At 71.7% G+C, this 17,500-nt stretch carries 17 protein-coding genes; 7 read left to right on the forward strand and 10 right to left on the reverse strand.

The genetic code is table 11. From position 1 onward, the window contains the following. Nucleotides 1-344 precede the first annotated feature (344 nt). Genes AB0K15_RS35395 through AB0K15_RS35405 form a run of 3 tightly spaced genes read left to right on the forward strand, consistent with a single transcriptional unit; the run spans nucleotide 345 to nucleotide 2,054 of the window. Nucleotides 345-893, forward strand: a complete 549-nt coding sequence (locus AB0K15_RS35395) for a sigma-70 family RNA polymerase sigma factor (RefSeq protein ID WP_364060639.1) — start codon at nucleotides 345-347, stop codon at nucleotides 891-893. After that, nucleotides 890-1,606 carry a zf-HC2 domain-containing protein gene (locus AB0K15_RS35400; protein WP_364060642.1) on the forward strand — a complete coding sequence of 239 codons (717 nt, stop codon included), beginning with the start codon at nucleotides 890-892 and terminating at the stop codon, nucleotides 1,604-1,606. Before AB0K15_RS35395 ends, AB0K15_RS35400 begins: the two co-directional genes overlap by 4 nt. Before the next feature lie 4 nt (nucleotides 1,607-1,610). Next, nucleotides 1,611-2,054 carry an SRPBCC family protein gene (locus AB0K15_RS35405; protein WP_364060645.1) on the forward strand — a complete coding sequence of 148 codons (444 nt, stop codon included), beginning with the start codon at nucleotides 1,611-1,613 and terminating at the stop codon, nucleotides 2,052-2,054. Here the strand turns inward: AB0K15_RS35405 and AB0K15_RS35410 are convergent. After that, on the reverse strand, nucleotides 2,042-3,454 hold the full coding sequence (locus tag AB0K15_RS35410) for an MFS transporter (RefSeq protein WP_364060648.1): 1,413 nt from the start codon (nucleotides 3,452-3,454) through the stop codon (nucleotides 2,042-2,044). The two genes, AB0K15_RS35405 and AB0K15_RS35410, sit on opposite strands and share 13 nt — an antisense overlap. Nucleotides 3,455-3,567: 113 nt before the next feature. On the opposite strand from AB0K15_RS35410, the gene AB0K15_RS35415 reads away from it, so the two are divergent. Then, nucleotides 3,568-3,960, forward strand: coding sequence for a helix-turn-helix domain-containing protein (locus AB0K15_RS35415; RefSeq protein ID WP_364060650.1), 393 nt, complete (start codon nucleotides 3,568-3,570; stop codon nucleotides 3,958-3,960). 114 nt (nucleotides 3,961-4,074) lie between these two features. Here AB0K15_RS35415 and AB0K15_RS35420 read toward each other — a convergent pair whose 3' ends face one another. Continuing rightward, a complete protein-coding gene (locus tag AB0K15_RS35420; protein WP_364060653.1) occupies nucleotides 4,075-5,460 on the reverse strand; it encodes a cation:dicarboxylase symporter family transporter in 1,386 nt (461 codons plus the stop codon). A gap of 180 nt (nucleotides 5,461-5,640) precedes the next feature. On the opposite strand from AB0K15_RS35420, the gene AB0K15_RS35425 reads away from it, so the two are divergent. Both AB0K15_RS35425 and AB0K15_RS35430 read left to right on the forward strand, forming a co-directional pair. Next, complete coding sequence (locus AB0K15_RS35425; protein ID WP_364060656.1) at nucleotides 5,641-7,245, forward strand: sensor histidine kinase; 1,605 nt, start codon at nucleotides 5,641-5,643, stop codon at nucleotides 7,243-7,245. Beyond that, nucleotides 7,242-7,910: a response regulator gene (locus AB0K15_RS35430; protein ID WP_364060659.1), complete on the forward strand. Its 669-nt coding sequence runs from the start codon at nucleotides 7,242-7,244 to the stop codon at nucleotides 7,908-7,910. Before AB0K15_RS35425 ends, AB0K15_RS35430 begins: the two co-directional genes overlap by 4 nt. A 12-nt stretch (nucleotides 7,911-7,922) precedes the next feature. Here AB0K15_RS35430 and AB0K15_RS35435 read toward each other — a convergent pair whose 3' ends face one another. After that, the gene (locus AB0K15_RS35435; RefSeq protein ID WP_364060662.1) at nucleotides 7,923-8,165 is read right to left on the reverse strand and encodes a hypothetical protein; all 243 of its coding nucleotides are present in this window, start codon (nucleotides 8,163-8,165) and stop codon (nucleotides 7,923-7,925) included. A gap of 128 nt (nucleotides 8,166-8,293) precedes the next feature. Here AB0K15_RS35435 and AB0K15_RS35440 point away from each other — a divergent pair, with 128 nt between their 5' ends. Beyond that, nucleotides 8,294-8,722 carry a hypothetical protein gene (locus tag AB0K15_RS35440; protein ID WP_364060665.1) on the forward strand — a complete coding sequence of 143 codons (429 nt, stop codon included), beginning with the start codon at nucleotides 8,294-8,296 and terminating at the stop codon, nucleotides 8,720-8,722. Nucleotides 8,723-8,725: 3 nt separating this feature from the next. On the opposite strand, the gene AB0K15_RS35445 is transcribed toward AB0K15_RS35440, so the two are convergent. The 7 genes from AB0K15_RS35445 to AB0K15_RS35475 form a co-directional block, all read right to left on the reverse strand. Continuing rightward, a complete protein-coding gene (locus tag AB0K15_RS35445) occupies nucleotides 8,726-10,114 on the reverse strand; it encodes a beta-N-acetylhexosaminidase (protein ID WP_364060668.1) in 1,389 nt (462 codons plus the stop codon). A 2-nt stretch (nucleotides 10,115-10,116) separates the two neighbouring features. Further along, nucleotides 10,117-11,010, reverse strand: a complete 894-nt coding sequence (locus AB0K15_RS35450; protein WP_364060671.1) for a carbohydrate ABC transporter permease — start codon at nucleotides 11,008-11,010, stop codon at nucleotides 10,117-10,119. Further along, nucleotides 11,001-11,957, reverse strand: a complete 957-nt coding sequence (locus tag AB0K15_RS35455; RefSeq protein ID WP_364060674.1) for a sugar ABC transporter permease — start codon at nucleotides 11,955-11,957, stop codon at nucleotides 11,001-11,003. Before AB0K15_RS35455 ends, AB0K15_RS35450 begins: the two co-directional genes overlap by 10 nt. Continuing rightward, a complete protein-coding gene (locus tag AB0K15_RS35460) occupies nucleotides 11,957-13,249 on the reverse strand; it encodes an extracellular solute-binding protein (RefSeq protein WP_364060677.1) in 1,293 nt (430 codons plus the stop codon). Before AB0K15_RS35460 ends, AB0K15_RS35455 begins: the two co-directional genes overlap by 1 nt. Before the next feature lie 73 nt (nucleotides 13,250-13,322). Further along, entirely contained in the window at nucleotides 13,323-14,465 is a 1,143-nt protein-coding gene (locus AB0K15_RS35465) for a lactonase family protein (RefSeq protein ID WP_364060680.1), read from the reverse strand. Between the two features lie 38 nt (nucleotides 14,466-14,503). Beyond that, nucleotides 14,504-15,895, reverse strand: coding sequence for a gluconate:H+ symporter (locus AB0K15_RS35470; protein WP_364060683.1), 1,392 nt, complete (start codon nucleotides 15,893-15,895; stop codon nucleotides 14,504-14,506). Next, nucleotides 15,892-17,487, reverse strand: coding sequence for a D-aminoacylase (locus tag AB0K15_RS35475; RefSeq protein ID WP_364060686.1), 1,596 nt, complete (start codon nucleotides 17,485-17,487; stop codon nucleotides 15,892-15,894). The genes AB0K15_RS35470 and AB0K15_RS35475 overlap by 4 nt, the downstream gene beginning before the upstream one ends. Between the last annotated feature and the right edge of the window lie 13 nt (nucleotides 17,488-17,500).

Here is a 17,500-nt window from a genome sequence, read left to right on the forward strand (position 1 = left end):
AGCCTCCGGGACGTCCAGGCGGCGGCGGTGCCGCGTCAGCTTAGGAACCCGCGCCGGTGATCGACAACCACGTCCCGCTCACCGGCACCACCCATCCGCCCGGCTGCCGGTGCCGAATTCCTCCGGCGAACTTTCTGAATTTCCGGTGAACCGCATCGCGCCGGCATCCGTGTGAGGGGTGTCGGGGGCTCTGACCGGCGACGGCACGACCCACTCTCACCTCGGAAGGGGGTGATCTCCCGGTGGACACGGCGACGGTGCTGGGCGTACGGCGACGACCGGCGTTCACGCTGCGGTTTGCAGTACTGTCCTCGCCTACTCAGAACACCGTCGGGAGGTCGAGGGTGGCGATCGGACGCGGGCGGCCGAAACGGGCCGCCGCCGAGCGGCTCGTGGAGCAGCTCTACGCGGAACACGGCCGGAGCCTGCTGGCTTACGCGACCAGGCTCACGGGCGACCGCGCGGCCGCGGAGGACGTGGTCCAGGAGGCGCTGGTGCGCGCCTGGAAACACGCGGACGACCTGAGCGGCGACCGCCCGGGGTCCGTGCGCGGCTGGCTGCTCACCGTGGTGCGCAACCTCGTCACGGACCGGGCGCGGGCTCGCGCTTCGCGGCCGCCGGAGGTCGCCGAGGGCCCGGAGACGCTCGCGGCACCGGTGCAACGCGACCACGCCCAGGGAGTGGTCGACTCGATGACGGTGCTGGGCGCCCTCGAAGGGTTGTCGCAAGAGCATCGCGACGTGCTCGTGGAGATCTACTATCGAGGGAGATCGGTGGCGGAGGCAGCCGAGATGCTGGGGGTCGCTCCCGGCACCGTGAAATCCCGGTCCTACTACGCGCTGCGCGCCTTGCGCGCGGCGATGGTGAGCGGCGGAACGGAGGCAGTGAGATGAGCGCGGTCGAGCAGGAGCACACTCAGCTCGGCGCCTACGTCCTCGGCGCGCTGGACCGGGCCGAGGCGGTCGAGTTCGAGCGCCACCTGGCCACGTGCGCGCAGTGCCGCTTCGAGCTCAAGGACTTCGGCGCCCTGCGGGACGCGCTCGACGAGGTGCCGCCCGAAGCGTTCCTCGACGGCCCGCCGGAGGGCGGCGACCTGTTGCTGCAGCGCACCCTGCGCCGGATCCGGGCCGAGGAGGAGCAGGCCGCCCCTGCCGCATCCCCCGTGGCACCGAGCCGCACCGGTTCCCGCCGGGGGCTCGCGATCGCGGCCGCCGCGGTCGTCGCCGCGGTGGCGCTCGGCGGCGGGGTCTTCATCGGCCGCCAGACGGCGCCCGAGCCCGCTCAGCAGGTGGCCGTGCCCGGCACCCGGGACGTGGCCGCCACCAACGCGGCGACGGGCGCGAGCCTCACCGCGTCGGTGATCCCCGCGGCCGGCTGGGTCAAGGTCCACGTGGCCGTGAAGGGGATCCCCGCTGGCGAGAAGTGCAAGCTCGTGGTCACGGACAAGACCGGCGCGAAGTGGGACGCCGGCAGCTGGCTCGTGTCGGAGAAGTGGAGCACGCAGGGCTTCGGCCTCGACGGCTCCGCGCTGGTCGCACCGGCGGACGTGGCCTCGGTCGGCATCGTCACCCTCGACGGCCGGGACCTGGTCTCGGCCCAGGTGTAAGGCCGTGGCGGGGGCGGAGTACCGGTTTCGGAGCACCTGGTGGCTCCCCGCCGCCCCGGCCCGCCGGGTCTTCGACGCCGTCGTGGACCTCGAGGCGTACCCGCGCTGGTGGCCCGACGTGCGCTCGGTCTGCCAACTCGACGACGACACCGCCGAGGTCGTCTGCCGCTCGAGCCTGCCCTACCGCCTGGTGATCGCGATGCACCGCGAGGAACAGGACGCCGTCAGAGGCCACGTCCGCGTCGGCCTGAGCGGTGATCTCGAAGGGTTCCTCGCCGGTGTGCTGCACGCGGTCGGCGAAAGCACGCGGCTGGAGATCACGCAGCACGTGCGGGCCCGCAAACCGTTGCTGCGCAAGCTGGACACGGTGGCCCGGCCGTTCTTCCGCGCCAACCACGCGTGGATGATGCGCCGGGGCCACCGCGGCCTGTCCGCCTACCTGGCCTGACCCGCCACGCACAGCTCCGGCTTCGACACCGGGCGCGGGCGGCGCACCAGCACGAGCGCCGCCGCCACCGCGGCGAGGAGCACGAAGCCCGCACTCAGCCCGTACGCGAGCCGGTAGCCCGAAGCGAGTGCGTCGCGAGCCCCCTCCGACGCCAGCCCCGCCGTGCGCGCCGCCGCGGCCGTGGCGAGCACCGCGGTGCCGATGGCCGCGCCGACCTGCTGCGTGGTGGTGATCAGGCCCGACGCCACCCCGGCGTGGGCCGGGTCCGTCCCGGACATCGCCAGCCCCATCACGGCCGGGATGGCCGCGCCCGCACCGGAACCCATGAGTACCAGCGCCGGGAACACGTGCAGGAAGTAGCTGCCGTCCGTGGGCACGGTGGTGAGCAACGCGAACGCGATCACGACCACCACGAGCCCGCCCAGGAGCACCGTGCCCGGAGTGAAGCGCGCGCTGAGCCTCGCCGAGATTCCCAGTGAGAACACCGCGATCATCACCGGCGCCGGCAGGAACGCGAGCCCGGTGGCGAGCGCGTCGAGGCCGAGCACCTTCTGCAGGTACAGCGCCGTCACGAACTGGAAGCCCATCATGCCGGCTACCATGAAGACCATCGTGACGTTCGCGCCGCTGACCGCGCGCACGCGGAACAGCCGCAGTGGCAGCAACGGAGTCCGCGCGCGAGCCTGCCGGACCACGAACGCGCCGAGCAGCAAAGCCGCGCCCGCCAACGGACAAGCGGCGCCGGTCTCGACGATCCCGTACACCAGCAGCATCACGCCGCCCGTCACGAGCACCGCGCCCAGCGCGTCGATCCCCGTCAGCAACCCGCGTCCGCGGTCCGCGGCCACGACCAGCGGAGCGAGCACCAGCGCGGCGGCGCCGATCGGCAGGTTGACGTAGAAGGTCCAGTGCCAGTCGAGCGCCTGCGTGAGCGCGCCGCCGGCGATGAGCCCGATCGACGCGCCCGAGGCCTGCGTGAAGCTGAAGACGCCGATCGCCCGCGCCTGCGCCGGGGGCTCGGGGTACATCGTCACGATCATGCCCAGCACCACGGCCGACGCGAGCGCGCCGCCGACCCCTTGCACGAACCGGGCGGCCACCAGTACCGCCGCGTCGGTCGAGAGCCCGGCCACGAGCGAGGAGGCGGTGAAGACCACGAGCCCGGCGAGGAACACCCGTCGCCGGCCCAGCAGGTCACCGAGCCGGCCGGAGAGCAGGAGCAGCCCGCCGAACGCGACGAGGTAGGCGTTGACGACCCAGGCCAGCCCGGCGGAGGTGAAGCCCAGCTCGGCCTGGATCGAGGGCAGCGCCACGGCGACGATGCTCCCGTCGAGCACCACCATGAGCGAGGCCGCGCACAGCACCACGAGTGCGACGGCCCGGCGACGGACTTCCGGCATTTCGGTCCCTCCAGAACGATCACCGAAGAGAATCCCCAGGTCGCGCCCAGGGCATCTCTTGTTACAGCGACCATCTTGTGTGACCATCGAGAGGCGCGGAAGGAGGCACTTTCATGTCCCAGGGGAACACGGCTGTGACCGAGCAGGTCAGCGCGATCGACCCGGAGAAGCTCGAGGCGTGCACGCTGCTCGAGGTGCTCAACCGGATCAGTGGCAAGTGGGCGATCGGCATCCTGCTGGAGGCGTCGCAGGGCCCGGTGCGGTTCACGGAGCTGGAACGCTCGGTGGCGGGCATCAGCCGCCGGATGCTCACGCTGACCCTGCGCAACCTCGAACGCGACGGGCTGCTGGAGCGCACCGTCTACCCGACCGTGCCGCCGCGCGTGGAGTACGAGGCGACGCCGATGGCGCGTGAGCTCTACGGCACGTTGTCGGGGCTCGTCGACTGGGCGCAGCGCCACCGCGAGGCGATCGCCGTGGCGCGCGAGGCCTACGACTCGCAGTAGAAACGCGTGTGCCGTGGTCGTGAGCACGGGGGACGCTCACGACCACGGCACACGGGGTGTTCGCACCCTGGCGGGGGAGTGTGGGCCGGAAGGAGCCCTGGGGTGCGAACGGTCTCAGTTGCCCGCGGAGGCTCCCACGCGTTCGCCCCGGTCGGTGGGCGGCTCGGTGGCGGGCGGTTCCGCCGCGGCGGGGGCTTCGTCGAGCAGTGTGGCTTCGTCGAACGGCGCGGACCCCGCGAAGACCTGGCGGGACTTGTCGCGGTCGAACTCCTTCATCCACGATCCGATGAGGACGGTCGCCACGGCGTTGCCGGCGAAGTTCGTCAGCGCGCGGGCCTCGGACATGAACCGGTCGATGCCGAGGATGAACCCGACGCCGTCGACCAGCTCGGGCCGGTGCGACTGCAGGCCGCTCGCCAGGGTCGCGATGCCGGCGCCGCTGACGCCCGCCGCGCCCTTCGAGGCCAGGATCATGAACAGCAGCAACCCGATCTGCTCGCCCAGCGCCAGCGGCTCGTCCTGCGCCGAGGCGATGAACAGCGTCGCCATGGTCAGGTAGATCGCCGTGCCGTCGAGGTTGAACGAGTAGCCCGTGGGCACCGTGATGCCGACGACCGGCTTGCTCACACCGAGGTGCTCCATCTTCGCGATCAGCCGCGGCAGCGCCGATTCCGATGACGAGGTGGACAGGATCAGCAGGAACTCGCGGCCCAGGTACCTGAGCAGCTGGAAGATGTTGACCCGCGCGCCCACCCACAGCACCGCGCCGAGGACGCCGAAGACGAAGATCAGGCAGGTGACGTAGAAGCCGAGCATGATCACCAGCAGGCTGCGCAGCGCGCCCCAGCCGGTGGCGCCGACCACGGCCGCGATCGCGCCGAACGCGCCGACCGGGGCGGCCCACATGATCATCGACAGGATGCGGAACACCAGCCGCTGCACGTGTTCGATGCCGCGCAGGATCGGCTCGCCGCGCTTGCCGAGCTTCTGCAGCGCGAACCCGGTGAGCAGCGCGATGAGCAACGCCTGCAGGGTCTGGCCCTCGGTGAACGCCGAGACGAACGAGGTCGGGATGATCCCGAGCACGAAGTCGACGCCGCCCTCGGCGCCCTTGGCCTGGTCGTGGACCTTGGTGACATCGGCCGGGTTGAGGTGCAGACCACTGCCCGGGTGCAGGATGTTGCCGACGATGAGGCCGATCGCGAGCGCGAACGTGGACATCACGACGAAGTAGACCAGGGCGGTGATGCCGACCTTGCCGACCTTCGCCGCCTTCGCGACCGAGCCGATGCCCAGCACGATGGTGCAGAAGATGATCGGCGCGATCATCATCTTGATCAGGTTGACGAAACCGGTGCCCAGCGGCGCGAGTTCCTTGCCGACCGAAGGCCAGATCAAGCCGAGCGCGGCTCCGAGCACCACGGCGACGATCACGGCCAGGTAAAGATAACGCGTGCGGTCGCGCTTGGGCGCGGCCGCTTCGGGGGTCGGTGTCGGCACCGTTGCCTCCAGTGGGGGAATGGGCGGAACGCCGGTCACTATGCGGGGAGGATATGACCAGCGTCACCGTTGTGTTCATTGAGTTCGCACGAGAGGTCCAGTCCGGTTCGGACGGTGGTACGCGAGGGTCCTCGCACCACCCGGGTGTTGCCCCGCGCTCGCGTGTGCTGGTATGAGCACGTGCCTGCCCCCACCCGGACCCGGACGAGCCGCTGGAGCCTCGCCCGCCAGCTGCTGGTCCTCCAGCTGGCGGTGCTTCTCGTTCTCGTGGGCGGCGGGATCACCATCGCGTACCTCGACGCCGGCCGCACGACGACCGACCGGGCGCGGGACCAGTCGCTGGCGGTCGCCTACGCGATCGCCGACTCGCCGAGCGTGGCCCGGGCGGTGTCCACACCGGACCCCGCGGCCGTGCTGCAGCCCTACGCGGTGCGGGTGCAGACCGACGCCGACGTCGACTTCGTCACGATCATGTCCCCGCTGGGGATCCGCTACACCCATCCGAACCCGGCGTTGATCGGGCAGCCGTTCCTCGGCCACATCGCCGCCGCGCAGCGCGGGGGCGTGGTCACCGAGACCTACACCGGTTCGCTCGGACCTTCCGTCCGCGCCGTGGTGCCGGTGTTCGACGCGAACCACCGCGTCGTCGCGCTCGTGGCGGTGGGCATCACGATCGCCGCGATCTCCGCCGAGCTGCGCGACCGCGTGTGGCCGCTCGCCGGCGTCGCGGCCGCGGTGCTGCTAGTCGGCGCGTGCGGCGGCTGGCTCGTGAGCGCCCGGCTCAAGCGGCAGACGCGCGGGATCGCGCCCGGTGAGCTCAGCAACCTGTTCGAGTACCACGAAGCCGTGCTGCACTCCGTCCGCGAAGGCGTGCTGCTGGTCGGCCGCGACGGCCGCGTCGGCCTGTGCAACGACGGTGCGCGCACGCTTTTGGGCCTCACCGCGGATCCCGTGGGGCAGCCGCTGGTCGAGCTGGGGCTGCCGCTGGAGCTGGTGGCCGCGTTCGTGGCCGCGGAGACGCGCACCGAGGAGCTGCACCTGACCGACACGCGTGTGCTGGTGGTCAGCACCACGGTCGTGCGCTCCGGCGGACGCGCGCAGGGCACCGTGGTGATCCTGCGCGACCACACCGAGCTGCAGACGCTGACGGGTGAGCTCACCACCGCCCGCAGCCTCGCGGAGGCGCTGCGGTCGCAGGCGCACGAGGCGGCGAACCGGCTGCACACCGTCGTTTCCCTGGTGGAGCTGGGCCGGCCCGAGGACGCGGTGGAGTTCGCGACGGCCGAGCTCGCGCTGGCCCAGGAGCTCACCGACCGCGTGATGAGCGCCGTGTCCGAGCCCGTGCTCGCCGCCCTGCTGCTCGGCAAGGCCGCGGAGGCGAGCGAACGCGGCGTCGAGTTCACGATCACGCCCGACACGGTGATCGAGGACCTCGGCGGCGAGATCGCCGGCCGGGACCTCGTGACGATCCTCGGCAACCTCGTCGACAACGGCATCGACGCCGCCGCGCACGGGGCGGGCGGGCGGCCCGGCGTGGTCGTCACCGCACGGACCGACGAGGACGGGCTGCTGCTGCGGGTCGCCGACAACGGCCCGGGCGTACCGGAGGAAGCTGTGGAGGACATGTTCCGCCGCGGCTGGTCCACGAAGGCGGCCGAGGGCCACGGGCTCGGGCTCGCGCTGGTGGTCCAGGCCGTCCGGCGCTACGGCGGCAGCGTGGACGTCGGCCGGGACGGCGGCGCGGTGTTCACGGTCCGGTTGCCGAGGCAGGAGGCGCTGCGGTGATCCGCGTGCTGGTGGTGGAGGACGAGCCCGTGGCCGCCGAGGCCCATCGGCTCTACGTGGAGCGCGTGGGCGGCTTCAGCGTCGCCGGCGTGGTCCACTCCGGCGGCGACGCGCTGCGCTTCTGTGAACGCGAACCCGTCGACCTGGTCTTGCTCGACTTCTACCTGCCCGACACCCACGGCCTCGCCGTGTGCCGCTCGCTGCGCGCGGCCGGCCTGCCCATCGACGTGATCGCGGTGACCTCGGCGCGCGACCTCGCGCTGGTGAAGGCGGCGGTGTCGGTGGGGGTGGTGCAGTACCTGCTGAAACCGTTCACTTTCGCTTCGCTGCGGGAAAAGCTCGAGCGCTACGCCGAGTTCCACCGGGCTTCGGGTGAGGTCACCGGCCAGGCCGAGATCGACCGCGCCCTCGCCACGCTGCGCACAAGCGAGCAGCACGCCCTGCCGAAGGGCATGAGCGCCGAGACGCTCGAAGCCGTCACCGCCGCCCTCGCCGCCGCTTCCGAAGGCCTCTCCGCCGCCGGCGCGGCGAGCGCGATCGGCGCTTCGCGCGTCACGGCCCGCCGCTACCTGGAGTACCTGGCGGACAACGGGCTGGCTCACCGCGAACCCCGCTACGGCCAGGTCGGCCGGCCCGAGGTCTGGTACCGCCACGGCCCGGCCTGAGGTTCGCCGCCGTCAGGCGAGCCGCCCCGGGATCGTCCGGAGCCTCCTGTCCGTGCCGTGGGGGTACGCCCAGCCGATTTCGCAGCCCCAGCCGGATCGGCAGTTGTTGGTGCAGTCGGTGGGCCGGCTGGTGCAGAAGCGGTGCAGCGCGGTCCAGGTGGCACCGTTGTCGTAGCTGAACGCGATGGTGGTCGCCGGGGCGGCCGAGGGCAGGTCCTGAAGCTTCTTCCCGGTCCCGGCTTCGAGCGCGGCCACGGCGAGCCGGGCGAATCGCCCGGTTTCACCCGGACGGTCGTTCGCACACTGTTTCCGTATAACGGTCTATACCCCGCGTCGGGGAGACGTTACGGTCACCGGCGACCCCGCGCGACGAAGGGAAACCGGTGGAGCGAGACCCCCGCCCACGGCTGCTGCTGCGGCATCTCGCGCACGAGCGGAGTGCCGAAGGCGGCGGACGCACCTCGCCGCTCACCGTCCGGCGCCCCGAGGCCGGCTACGGCTCGGTGACGGCCGTCTGCGGCTGGTGCGGCGCCGAGCTCCGGCTGCGCGTCGCGGCCGCCCGGAAAGTGCGGCAGTCGCTGCTGGGCTGGGCGCTGGTGTACTTCGCCGGAGTGCTGGCCGTGGTCGGGGGCATGGCCGCGCTGTCGGCGTCGGTCGTGTGGCTCGCCGTGGTCCTGATGGTGGGCGGGTTGCTGGTGGCGGTGGTCGGCGCGGCGTTCTGGTGGTGGGCCACGGGCGTCCGTCCGGTGCGCGCGCTGCCGGAGGGGAAGCCCGGGCCGCACGTGGTCAGGCCGGACCGCGGGCAGCGCTAGAACTCAGCGCGGGCGGCCCGGTGCGTCGGGCCGGGTCTGCCACGGGTGCGGCCCGTCGAGCGGCCGGTACTCCACGCCCAGCGCGTCCAGCCGCGGCAGGTGGTGGTCGCGCAGCCGCGGCAGGAACTCGGCGAAGTCGCGGGGCCCGGTACTCCACGCGAGCTCCGCGAACGCGCTCAGCCGGGGGAAAGCCGCGTAGTCCACGCGCCGCGCGGTGTCGAGGTGCTCGGTCCAGACCTGGGCCTGGGCGCCGCGCAGGTGCGAGCCGGTGAACGCCGGCTCGTACGTGTAGACGTCCTCGAGCGTGCGCAGGTAGCCGACGGGAATGGGCTCGTCCGGGTGGTCGGACTGGCGGTGGTCGAGGTACACGCGGTCTTCCGGGCACAGCACCACGTCGTGACCCCGCGACGCGGCCAGCTCGCCGCGCGCCTCGTCCTGCCAGGCGCCGATCACCATGGGCGGGAGGTCGTCGATGTCGAGGACCTCGTCCCAGCCGAGGGCCTGGCGGCCGCGCGAGGCCAGGTGCGCGGCGATCTCGCGGACGAACCGGCCGTGGGCCTCGGTCGCGCCCGGCACCTCGTCGCCGCCGAGGCCGATGACCGGCGAGGGGAAGACGTCGAGAACGTGGTCGAACACCGTGCGGAAGAAGTCCAAAGTGGACTCCGACGGGTCCAGCAGTGAAGTGCTGATGCCCCAGGAGGTCCACACATCCCAGTCCGCGTCGGGATCGGGGCCGAGCTTCGGGTACGCGGCGATGGCCGCGCGGGCGTGGCCCGGCACGTCGATCTCCGGCACCACCGTCACGGCCTGCGAAGCGGCGTACGCGACGATCTCCCGCAGGTCGTCGGTGGAGTAGAAACCGCCGTGCGGGCGGCCGTCGCGCTCGGGGCCGTCGTGGCGTCCGACCATCGACGAACGCCGCCAGCCGCCGACCGAGGTCAGGCGGGGGAACCGCGGCACCTCGATCCGCCAGCCCTGGTCGTCGGTGAGGTGCAGGTTCAGCACGTTGAGCTTGTGCGCCGCCAGCAGGTCGACGAACCGCAGCACCTCGGCCTTCGTGCGGAAGTGCCGCGCCACGTCGAGCAGGCAGCCGCGCCAGCCGAACCGCGGGTGGTCCTCCACCACGCCGCACGGCAGCGTCAGCCCCGAGCGGATCGCCGCCGCCCGGAACGCGTCCGGCCCGGCGAGCTGGCGCAGCGTCTGCCGGCCGTACACCTCGCCCGCCGCGTCGGCGACCGACAGCGTGACGCCGCGCGGCGTGATCGCCAGCCGGTAGCCCTCGGCGGGCAGGTCCGGCGCCGGCCGCACGGTGACGGGCGCCGGCCACGGGCACGCGCCTGGCACCTCGGCGACGGAGACGGGCCGGGGGAGCAGGGTGTCGAACCCGGGCATGATCAGCCTTTCACCGCGCCGGACATCCCGGAGACGAGCCGGCGTTGCACCAGCACGAAGAACACCAGCACCGGGATCGTCATGAGGGTGGACGACGCCATCACCGCGCCCCAGTCGGTCTCCTCCGGCTTGAAGAACACCAGGATCGCCTGCGGCAGCGTCTGGTTCTCGGTCTTCGAGATGATGAACGTCTTCGCGAACAGGAAGTCGTTCCACGCGTGGATGAACGCCAGCACGCTCACGGCGACCAAGCCCGGCGCCACCAGCGGGAACAGGATCTGCCACGTGAAGCGCATCCGCGACGCGCCGTCGAGCTTCGCCGCTTCCTCCAGCTCCACCGGTACGGCTGCGACGAACCCGCGCAGCATCCAGATCGCGAACGGCAGGCTGAACGCCAGGTGCACCAGCACGAGGGAGCCCAGCTCGTTGAGCCCGAACGCCGGCGCGACCGCGCCGATCTGGCGCATCAGGAAGAACAGCGGGATGGTCAGCGCTTCCACCGGCACCATCTGCGCCACGAGGATCATCACCAGCAGCACCGTGCGGCCGCGGAAGCGGAACCGCGTGAGCGCCACGGCCGACAGGAACGACAGCAGCAGCGACAGCACCACCACGGCCAGCGCGACCACCAGGCTGTTCACGAAGAACCGGCCGAAGCCCGACACGGTGAGCACGCGCTGGAAGCTGTCGAGCGAAGGGGCCAGCGTCCACGGTTTCGGGTTCGCCGTCTGGATCTCGCCCGCCGGCTTGAACGCCGAGAGCACCATCCAGTACAGCGGGAACGCGACGATCCCGGCCACCACGACCGTGATGATCTCCGCGACGAGCCGGCCGGGGCGGCGCACTCGCCGGCGGCCCGTGCTTTTCGCCGTGGACCGTGCACTGATCACAGCCATGCCGTGCTCCGGCGCTGGGACCGGACGTACAGCCCGGTGATCGACAGCAGCAGCAGTGTCATCACGACTCCGATCGCCGAGCCGAGGCCGTACTCCTGACCGGCGAAGGCCTGCTGGTAGGCGTAGACGTTGAGCACGAGGTTGCGCCCGGCCACGCCGCCGCCGTTGGTCATCACGTAGATCTGGGTGAACACCTTGAAGTCCCAGATGATCGACTGGATCGTCGCGATCATCAGCAGCGGCCGCACCATCGGCAACACGACCGCCCACGTGCTGCGCCACATCGACGCGCCGTCCAGCGACGCGGCCTCGAGGACCTCCGCCGGGATCGCCTTGATCCCCGCGTACATCGTGACCAGCACGAACGGGAACGAGCACCAGATCACCTCGGCCGCCACGAGGCCGAACGCGCCGAAGGTGCCGAACGTCCAGGAGTGGTGCGCCATGCCCGTGAAGCCGATGCCCGAGAGCACTTCGTTCACCAGGCCGAAGTCGGTGTCGAAGAGGAACAGCCACACGTACGAGCCGGCGATCGCGGGCGTCGACCACGCGCCGAGCGCGGCGAGGAACAGCAGCGTGCGCGGCACCGCGCGCACCCTCGACGCCAGCACCGCCAGCGCCGTGCCGACCACGAGGCTGCCGACCACGCACGCGGCGGCGAACCCGACGGTCTTCGCGAGCACGGTCCAGAACTGCACGTCCTGCAGCAGCGCGGCGTAGTTGTCGAACCCTAGGAACACCAGCGGCGCCGCGCCCGCGGCCTGGGGCTGCCCGTAGTCGTAGAACGAGATCAGCACCAGCTGGTAGATCGGGTACACCAGCAGCGCCGCGAGCAGGATGCCCGCGGGCAGCAGGTAGAGGAGCGCCGCCCGGCCGTCCCGGCGCCGGCGCGCGCGACGGGGCGCGGGCGGGGCCGGGACGGCGACGGGCAGCTGCTGGGTGACCATCAGCCGAAGTTCTTGTTCATCGCCGCCGTGGCGTCGGCGAGCGCCCCGTCGACGTCCTTGCCGCCGGTCGCGATCTGCTGCACGGCGGTGGGCAGCACGTTCTGGCTGTCGATCTTCGACCAGCCGGGTGTGCTCGGCACGAACTTCGTGCCGGCCGCGAGGGTGTCCACGAACGGCTTGAGCGTGGGGTCGCTCGCCGCGAGCTTCTTCTGCACGCTCTCCAGCGTCGGCAGGTTGCCCATGGCGTTGTACATCTTCTCCTGGTACTTCGCCCCGGCCAGCAGCTCCGCGAACTGCACGGCGAGCCCGTGGCGCTTGCTCGCGCCGAACACCCCGAGCAGGTTGCCGCCGGCGAACGCGGGCGCGACCGACCCCGGCGTGGTACCGGGCAGCGGGACCACGGCGTACTTCCCCTTCACCGCGCCCTGCTCCACGGCCTTGCGGTTGAAGTCACCGCCGATGGTCATCCCGGCCTTGCCGCCGGCGAACGCGGTCACGCTCTGCGTGCCGGTGAGGTTCGCGCACGCGGCGGGCGGGCAGATGTCGTCCTTGAGCAGGTTCGCGTACGCGGTGATGCCGGCCTTCGCCTGCGCGGACTCCACAGTGGACGTCCACTTGCCGCCGTCCTGCTTGGCCACGTCGCCACCGTTGGCCCAGACGAACGGCAGGAGTGCGTAGGTGTACTTGCCGCCGGTCGAGATGCCGTAGAGGTCGGGCTTGGCGGCGTGGATCTTGCGGGCGTCGTCGGTCAGCTCGGCGAGGGTGGCCGGCGGCTTGAGGCCCAGCTCGGTGAACACGTCGGTGCGGTAGTACAGAGCGCGGATGCCGGTGTACCAGGGCAGGCCGTAGGTCTTGCCGCCCGACTTCGCGGTGTCGAGCACCGAGGGCAGCAGGTCCTTGCCCTCGCTCCACGACGAGATGTCGCCGGTGAGGTCGCTGAGCGCGCCGGTCTGGGCATAGCTCGCCACGTCGGTGTTGCCGAACTCGGCGACGTCGGGCGCGTTCGCCGGGTCGTTGAACGCGCCGGAGAACTTGTCGGCGCGGCCCTCGACCGGCACCCACTGCACGTCGACGTCCACGCCGGCGTGGGCGGCCTTGAACTCGGTGATGGCCTCCTTCACCGCCGCTTCCTTCGGCGCGCGGCTGGCCTCGTCGAACAGCCACACTCGCAGCGTGCCGGTCTGGTCGTCCCCGCCCGAGGCCGCCGGGGCCGACTGGGTGGGCGCGCAGCCGGCCAGCAGGGCCAGCGCCGCGGAGACACTGATGGCGGTGAACGTACGACGCACTCTCATCGTTGAGCTCCCAGAGGGTAGGGCTCGGGAGACGACGGACCGGTCGGTCCGCCGCCGCCCGGGCAACGCCGGGTCAGGCGAAGAAAACGGAGTTGACCGAAGGCACGGCGAGCGAGCCGGCGACCGCGCCGGGCAGGCCCGTGGCCGGGTCGCGCGGCAGCCAGGTGACGGTGCCCGAACGCTGGTTGGACACGTAGAACCAGCGTTCGTCGGGCGAGAGCGCGACATGGCGCGGCCAGTTGCCCCCGGTGTCCACACCGGACACGAGCTGCAGCGTGCTGCCACCGCCGGACACGGAGAACGTGGCGATCGTGTTCGGGCCGCGCACGGTCGCGTAGACGAACTTCGCGTCCTTCGACACGGCGATCTCGCCGGGGAACAGGTCGCCGGTGCTGCCGGCCGGCACCGCCGGGACGACCGCGAGCGGCGTGAGCTTGCCCGCCGCCGCGTCCCAGGACAGCACGGTGATCTCCGGCCGCAGCTCCTGCGCGAGGTAGGCGAAGCGGCCGTCCGGGTGGAACGCCAGGTGCCGCGGCCCCGCGCCGGAGGGGAGCGTGACCTGCTGGTGCAGCGCGAGCTTCCCGCTGCCGGTGTCGAGCGAGTACACGTAGACCGAGTCGGCGCCGAGGTCCACCGACAGCACCCACTGGCCGGTCGGGTCGTTCACCACCTGGTGCGCGTGTGCGTCCCGCTCGGCGCCCCGGTGCTGTTGCAGGTCGGTGGCCGGGCCGAGCTTGCCGCCCGCCAGGATCGGCAGCACGACCACACTGCCCGAACCGTAGTTGGCGGCCAGCACGTACTTCTGGCTGCTGTGCACCGACAGGTGCGTGGGCGCGCTGCCCTTCGACGACACGGAGTTGAGCAGCTTCGGGCTGGTCGCCGTGGTGACGTCGAGGGCGGAGATCGCGCCGTTCGGGTCGCCCTCGTCGGTCACGTAGAGGGTGCGGCCGTCGCGGCTGCGGTCGAACCACGACGCGTCGGGCACACCGGCGACGGTGCGCACCGGGGTGAGCGCGGGCGCGGTGCCCGTGCGGCCCACCACGTCGAGGCCGTGTCCGGCCGGTGGCGTGCTGGTGTAGCTGCCGACGTACGCGACCGCCCCCGCGTCTCGCGGGCACCCGGCGGGTGCGGCGCTCGCGAGCTGGGTGCCGAGCACGGTGCCGAGTCCGGCGGCGCCGGCGGCGCCGAGGAACGTGCGACGGGAAAGTCCGGCCATCGAGGTTTCTCCCAACGGTGAGGGGACCAGAATGTGGTTCAGACCACTGCCATGATCAATGCTGCCACGGCGAAACCGCTGAGGGAAAGGACTGTTTCGAGGGCGGTCCACGTTTTCAGCGTCTGCGGCACCGAAAGGCCGAAGTAACGCGACACGATCCAGAACCCGCCGTCGTTCACGTGGGAGGCGATGATCGAGCCCGCGGAGATCGCGATCACGATCAGGGCCAGCTGCGGCTGCGAGTAGTGCAGCTCCACCACCGTCGGCGCGACGATGCCGCTGGTGGTCACGATCGCGACGGTCGCCGAGCCCTGCGCGATGCGCATGCCGCAGCTGATGATGTAGGCCGCGAGGATCACCGGCAGACCCGCGTCGCCGAGTGACCCGGCCACGGCCTTGCCGATGCCGGTCGCCGAGAGCACCGCCCCGAAGAACGAGCCCGCGCCCACCACCAGCAGGATCATCGCGACCGGGCGCAGCGCGTTCGCCGACAGCTGTGCCAGGTCCGCGCCCGTCATGCCGCGGCGGTGGCCCAGCAGCCACGAGGCGAGCAGTGTCGCGATCGTCAGCGCGATGGCCGGGGTGCCCAGGAACGCCGCGACCCCGGCGGCGCCGGAGTTCTTGGGCAGCACGATGCTGCCGAAGGTGCCCACGAGGATCAGCACGAGCGGGATCGCGATGATGCCGCTGACCAGGCTCAGCGACGGCGGGTTCGGGTTCTCTTCGTCGTCGTCACCGGCGAGCTTCGCGAACTCCTCGGCGAGCGGCACGTTCACGCGCTTGCCGATCCACGTCGAGTAGAGGATGCCGCCGACGAACCACGCGGGGATGCCGCAGAGCGCGCCCATCAGGATGAGCCAGCCGAGGTCCACGTGCAGCAGGCCGGCGGCCGCGACCGGCCCGGGGTGCGGCGGGATGAACGCGTGCGTGATCGACAGGCCCGCCAGCAGCGGCATCGCGTAGAGCACGATCGAGCGCCCGCCCTGCTTGGCCGCCGCGTAGACCAGCGGCGCCAGCACGAAGATGCCGATGTCGAAGAACACCGGGATGCCGAAGATCAGGCCGGACAGGCCCATCGCGAGCGGTGCGCGTTTCTCGCCGAACGCCCGCAGCAGTGCCGAGGTCAGCACGCGGGCGCCACCGGAGCGTTCGAGGATCGATCCGAGCAGGGTGCCGAGGCCGATGATCGCCGTGATGTGCCCGAGGATGCTGCCGAACCCCTTTTCCAGCAAGGAGTCCGACGTTTTCTGCGCGGTGCCGACCAGCGTGCCCACGGGCAGCCCGGCGGCCAGCGCGGTGAGCACGCCCACCACGATCAGCGCGATGAACGGTTCGACCTTGACCTTGATGATGAGCACGAGCAGGACGGCGATCGAAACCGCGGCGAGCGTGAGCAGACCGCCGGTCGTGGTCTGCAGCCAGTGGATCATCGGCCCCTCCCGGGGTGACGAAGGGAATGGCCGGCGAGGGCGCCGGTGGGGTGGGTGTCCTCGATCGCGGCGACGCCGTTCACGAAGACGTGGGAGATCCCCTCGGCGGGCTGCCTCGGGTTTTCGAACGTCGCGGTGTCGGTGATCGTGGCGGGATCGAACAACACCAGGTCGGCCGCGTACCCGGGGCGCACGAGGCCTCGGTCGGCGAGCCGCAGCCGCCGCGCCGCGCGTCCGGTGAGGTGCGCGACGCAGTCGGCCAGCCCGAGCACGCCCAGTTCGCGGACGTAGCGGGCGAGGTAACGGGGGAACGTGCCCCAGGCCCGCGGGTGCGGCCGGTCGCCGACGAGCAGGCCGTCGGACCCGCCGGTGTGCGTCCGGTGGCGCATGATGGCCCGTACGTTCTCCTCGTGCCCGATGTGCATCAGGCACGAGGTGCCGAGCCGCTCGTCGACCAGCGTGGCGAAGTACAGCTCGGCGGGCGGTTTCCCTTGGGCACGGGCGGATTCCGCGACGCTGTGGCCCACGAGGCCGGCGTTGCTCTCGCGGCGCACGCCGTTGATCTCGATGCCGGACCAGTCGATGGGCACGCCGTGCGCGCCGTCCGAGCCGGTCTCCTCGATCTCGACGCGGATCCGCTCGCGGGTGTCCGCATCGGACAGCCGCGCGAGCGTCGCGTCGAGCCCGCCCTCGGTGGCCCAGCTCGGCAGCAGGGCCGACAGGTAGGTGGCGCCCGGGAGGTACGGGTAGGTGTCGAGCGTGATGTCGCCGCCGGCGTCGAGGGCGTCGTCCAGCAGCTTCAGCAGCTCCGGGGCTTTGCCCTTGTTCACGGAGAAGTTCATCGTGGCGTGCGCGAGGTGCAGCGGGCAGTCCGCGCGGCGCGAGACGTCGACCATCTCGGCGAACGCCTCCAGCGCACCCTTGCCGTAGCTGCGGTGGTGGGGGCTGTAGTAGCCACCGCGCTCACCGACCACCCGGCACAGCTCGACGAGCTCGGCCGTGTCCGCGTACATGCCCGGCGTGTAGGTGAGCCCCGAGGACAGCCCGAAAGCGCCTTCTTCGAGCCCGGTCGCGATGAGTTCCTTCATCCGGTCGAGTTCGGTCGCGGTCGCCGGCCGGTTCTCCCAGCCGACCGCGAGCATCCGGACGGTGCCCTGCGGCACGAGGTAGGCGGCGTTCACGGCCACGCCGCGGTCGAGCCGGTCGAGGTACTCGCCGACCGAGCGCCAGTTCCAGTCGAAGCCGGCCGGGTCGTCGTTCCAGCCCGCGAGCTGCTGGCGCAGGGCCTCGAGCACGGTGTCGTCCACCGGCGCGTACGAGAGACCGTCCTGCCCGAGCACCTCGGTGGTCACGCCCTGGGAGACCTTCGCGAGGTGGTCCGGGTTCGTGAGCAGCTGCAGGTCGGAGTGCGAGTGCATGTCGATGAACCCCGGTGCGAGCACGAGGCCGTCGGCGTCGAGCACGCGCTTGCCCGTGAGCGAGCCCGGTTCGGCGACCTCGGTGATGCGGTCACCCGTTACGCCGACGTCCCGGCGGGTCAGCGGGGCACCGGTGCCGTCCGCGACCTGGGCACCACGGACCACTGTGTCCATCAGCAACCGCCCA

Source organism: Amycolatopsis sp. NPDC049253 (genome assembly GCF_040678995.1).
GTDB lineage: Bacteria > Actinomycetota > Actinomycetes > Mycobacteriales > Pseudonocardiaceae > Amycolatopsis.

Excerpts from the sequence above, each read along its gene's own strand:
- AB0K15_RS35400 (WP_364060642.1), top strand. The coding sequence starts at position 890 with ATGAGCGCGGTCGAGCAGGAGCACACTCAGCTCGGCGCCTACGTCCTC.
- AB0K15_RS35410 (WP_364060648.1), bottom strand. The coding sequence starts at position 3,454 with ATGCCGGAAGTCCGTCGCCGGGCCGTCGCACTCGTGGTGCTGTGCGCG.
- AB0K15_RS35415 (WP_364060650.1), top strand. The coding sequence starts at position 3,568 with ATGTCCCAGGGGAACACGGCTGTGACCGAGCAGGTCAGCGCGATCGAC.
- AB0K15_RS35445 (WP_364060668.1), bottom strand. The coding sequence starts at position 10,114 with ATGCCCGGGTTCGACACCCTGCTCCCCCGGCCCGTCTCCGTCGCCGAG.
- AB0K15_RS35450 (WP_364060671.1), bottom strand. The coding sequence starts at position 11,010 with ATGGCTGTGATCAGTGCACGGTCCACGGCGAAAAGCACGGGCCGCCGG.
- AB0K15_RS35455 (WP_364060674.1), bottom strand. The coding sequence starts at position 11,957 with ATGGTCACCCAGCAGCTGCCCGTCGCCGTCCCGGCCCCGCCCGCGCCC.
- AB0K15_RS35460 (WP_364060677.1), bottom strand. The coding sequence starts at position 13,249 with ATGAGAGTGCGTCGTACGTTCACCGCCATCAGTGTCTCCGCGGCGCTG.
- AB0K15_RS35465 (WP_364060680.1), bottom strand. The coding sequence starts at position 14,465 with ATGGCCGGACTTTCCCGTCGCACGTTCCTCGGCGCCGCCGGCGCCGCC.
- AB0K15_RS35470 (WP_364060683.1), bottom strand. The coding sequence starts at position 15,895 with ATGATCCACTGGCTGCAGACCACGACCGGCGGTCTGCTCACGCTCGCC.
- AB0K15_RS35475 (WP_364060686.1), bottom strand. The coding sequence starts at position 17,487 with ATGGACACAGTGGTCCGTGGTGCCCAGGTCGCGGACGGCACCGGTGCC.